This window comes from Sphingomonas bacterium, from assembly GCF_903643065.1.
Lineage (GTDB): Bacteria > Pseudomonadota > Alphaproteobacteria > Sphingomonadales > Sphingomonadaceae > Sphingomonas.
Map to the genome: position 1 here is coordinate 1 of NZ_CAHJWX010000400.1, position 2,896 is coordinate 2,896.

Below are 2,896 nucleotides of genomic sequence, written 5' to 3' on the forward strand. Positions count from 1 at the left end.
CCCGCGCCGCCGCCGCCGATCGTCGCGGCCCCGCCCGAGCCGGCCGGGCCGTCTCCGATCAACGCCAACCTGTCGCAGGCCGCGACGGTCTGGCATCTGCGCGCCGCGTTGAACGTCGCCGCGCTCGCCTGTCGCGCACCGGGGGAGGCGATGCTGGCGAGCCAGTACAATGCGCTGCTCGTCCGCGAGAGGACGTCGTTCGCGGTGGCGCAGGACGGGCTGGCGGCGGAGTTCCGCGCCGGCGGCGGCCAGTGGCAGGACCGCTACGACCACGCGATGACGCGGCTATACAACTTCTTCTCGGCGGCGCAGGCGCACGACCGGTTCTGCGCCGCCGCCGTTCAGGTGATGGCCGACACGCAGGCGCTCGCGCCCGGTACGTTGCCCGGCGGGGCGGCGTCGGGGCTGATGGTGCTGGACGCGGCGTCGCGGGACGACGCGCCACCGCAGACCCCCGTCCGGCCGGTGATCGCGTTCGCCGCCCCGGCGCCGGTGCGGCCGACACCGCGCCCGCGACTGGAGCTCGATCCGTCCGCCCTGTCGGGTGACTGACCTGCCCGGCGACTGACCGGATCCGCCTGGTCCCGCTCGTGGCGGATCGGGTCCATCACCGGGTTTCCCCGCTGCCGGGTCTGCGCTACCAGCGGCCTCATGGTGCCGGACGACGACCAGCCGCAGCAGGGCCGCTTCGTCGGCGGCGAACATCGCTTCCCGGTCCGGGTGTATCACGAGGATACCGACCTGTCGGGTGTCGTCTACCATGCCAACTATCTTCGCTACCTGGAGCGTGCGCGGTCGGACATGCTGGCGATCGCCGGCATCGACCAGCGCGCCGCGCTGGCGGCGGGCGAGGGCACGTGGGCGGTGGCGAGCCTGTCGATCCGCTATCGTGCGCCGGCGCGGCTGGGCGATGCGCTGCTCGTCGTCAGCCGGGTGACGGGCGTGCGCGCCGCGGCCGTCGCCATTCAGCAGACAGTCAGCCGCGACCGCGAGAGACTGGCCGATGCCGAGCTGGCGGTGGCGCTGGTCTCGCCGGACGGTCGGCCGCGTCGACAGCCGGCGGCATGGCGCGGCATCTTCCAGGCGCTCGTGCAAGAAGGAGTCCCGAACGAGTCATGAGATTTCTGCCATGAACCACCTTATCCTCAACACCGACGCCGCCAGCCTGTCCCCGGTCGCGCTGTTCCTCCAGGCCGACTGGGTGGTCCGGATCGTGATGCTGGGGCTGCTGGGCGCGAGCCTGTGGACCTGGGCGATCATCTGGAGCTTCTGGCGCCGGATCGGCCGCGCGCGCCGCAAGATCGACCGGTTCGAGCGCGAGTTCTGGACGGCGGACGACATCGACGCATTCCACAAGAAGGAGGGCGACCGGGACCTGCCGATCGCGCGCGTGTTCGCCGCTGGCGTCAAGGAATGGCGGCGCTCCACCGCAGGCGGCCAGATCGATCGGGCGGGCACGCGCGAGCGGCTGGCGACGACGATGGGCGCGGCGTCGGCGGAGGAGATCGATCGGTTGTCGGACCGGTTGAACGTGCTGGCCACCGTCGGGTCGGTGGCACCGTTCGTGGGGCTGTTCGGCACGGTATGGGGGATCATGCGCGCGTTCACCGGCATCGCCAGCGCGCAGAACTCCAGCCTAGCGGTGGTGGCGCCGGGTATCGCGGAGGCGCTGTTCGCGACCGCGATCGGGCTGTTCGCCGCGATCCCGGCGGTCATCGCGTACAATCGCTTCGGCCATGGCGTGAACCGGATCGAGGCGCGGCTGAACCGCTTCGCCGACGCCTTCCATGCGACGCTGAGCCGCCAGCTGGACGGCGAACGATGAGGGGTCGCTTCGCGTCCCCCTCCCGCTTGCGGGAGGAGCTAGGGGTGGGGAGTCCCGTCCCGCGCACCGAGCTTCGTCCTGCCCACACCCGAGACCCGCAAGCGGGAGGGGAGTAGGTGGCGATGGTGCCATCCAAGCGCGGTCGGGGCCGGTCGGCGCCGATGGCGGACATCAATGTCACGCCGCTCGTCGACGTGATGCTGGTGCTGCTCATCATCTTCATGGTCACCGCGCCGCTGCTGACCGCGGGCGTGCCGGTGAACCTGCCCGACAGCCGCGCGCATCCGCTCGATCAGGCAGACAAGCCGGTGCAGGTCTCGCTCGACGCGACAGGCAGGCTGTTCATCGACAAGGACGAAGTGGGCGAGGCGGCGCTGCCCGACCGGCTGGAGGCGCTGGCCGCGCGCGCGCCGCTGGGCCTGCCGCCGCAGGTGATGCTGCGGATCGACCGCACGCTGCCGTTCGACCGCGTGGCGCGGCTGATGGGCGAGCTGAACCGCGCCGGGCTGAACCGGGTGGCGTTCGTCACCGGCGTCGACGACCGGCGCTGAGGCGTGGCAGAGGGCATGGACAGGACCGAGAAGGTCGGCCTCGGCATCGCGCTCGCAGGCCACCTCGCGCTGTTCGGGCTGCTGTCGCTCGGACTGCTCAAGGCGCCCGATCCCAAACGGCTGGAGGAGCATCCCGTCGAGGTGAGCCTGGTCGCGGACGTCGGCGCCGAACAGACCGCGCCGCCCGCGCCGGTGCCGCCGAGCCGGTCCGTCGCGCCCGACCAGGGGGCTCCCGAGGACGCCGCCCCGCCCCCTCCGACAGCCGATCCCGTGCCCGCTCCGGTCCCCAGACCCGTGCCCAAGCCGCAGCCTTCCCCCGAGCCCAAGCCGGCACCCGCCAAGCTCCAGCCCGTCCCCAAGCCCCAGCCCGTCCCCAAGCCGCAGCCCGTTCCCAAGCCCCAGCCCGTTCCTAGGCCGTCACCCGCGTCCCGGCCGACGGTGGAGCCGGCGATCGAGAAGCCCAGGCCGGCCAGGGCGAAGCCCGCCGCCGACGCCGCGCCCGCGCCCGCGCCCGCGAAAG

General features: G+C 72.7%; 4 protein-coding genes and 1 pseudogene. All 5 read left to right on the forward strand.

The window, feature by feature from the left end:
- The coding region (locus tag HUU95_RS12805) for a hypothetical protein (RefSeq protein WP_174280454.1) at positions 1–552 on the forward strand (552 nt) is incomplete at its 5' end.
- A gap of 99 nt (positions 553–651) precedes the next feature.
- Positions 652–1,119 carry a YbgC/FadM family acyl-CoA thioesterase gene (locus HUU95_RS12810; protein WP_174280455.1) on the forward strand — a complete coding sequence of 156 codons (468 nt, stop codon included), beginning with the start codon at positions 652–654 and terminating at the stop codon, positions 1,117–1,119.
- Between the two features lie 10 nt (positions 1,120–1,129).
- The gene (tolQ, locus tag HUU95_RS12815; RefSeq protein WP_174280456.1) at positions 1,130–1,825 is read left to right on the forward strand and encodes a protein TolQ; all 696 of its coding nucleotides are present in this window, start codon (positions 1,130–1,132) and stop codon (positions 1,823–1,825) included.
- A gap of 122 nt (positions 1,826–1,947) precedes the next feature.
- Positions 1,948–2,376, forward strand: a complete 429-nt coding sequence (locus HUU95_RS12820) for an ExbD/TolR family protein (RefSeq protein ID WP_438827213.1) — start codon at positions 1,948–1,950, stop codon at positions 2,374–2,376.
- Positions 2,377–2,391: 15 nt separating this feature from the next.
- A pseudogene (locus HUU95_RS12825) lies at positions 2,392–2,896 on the forward strand (cell envelope biogenesis protein TolA); the annotation flags it as partial.

What these genes read in the sequence shown, in the direction of transcription:
- HUU95_RS12820 (WP_438827213.1), top strand. Translation starts at nt 1,948, where the DNA reads ATGGTGCCATCCAAGCGCGGTCGGGGCCGGTCGGCGCCGATGGCGGAC.
- HUU95_RS12810 (WP_174280455.1), top strand. Translation starts at nt 652, where the DNA reads ATGGTGCCGGACGACGACCAGCCGCAGCAGGGCCGCTTCGTCGGCGGC.
- tolQ (WP_174280456.1), top strand. Translation starts at nt 1,130, where the DNA reads ATGAACCACCTTATCCTCAACACCGACGCCGCCAGCCTGTCCCCGGTC.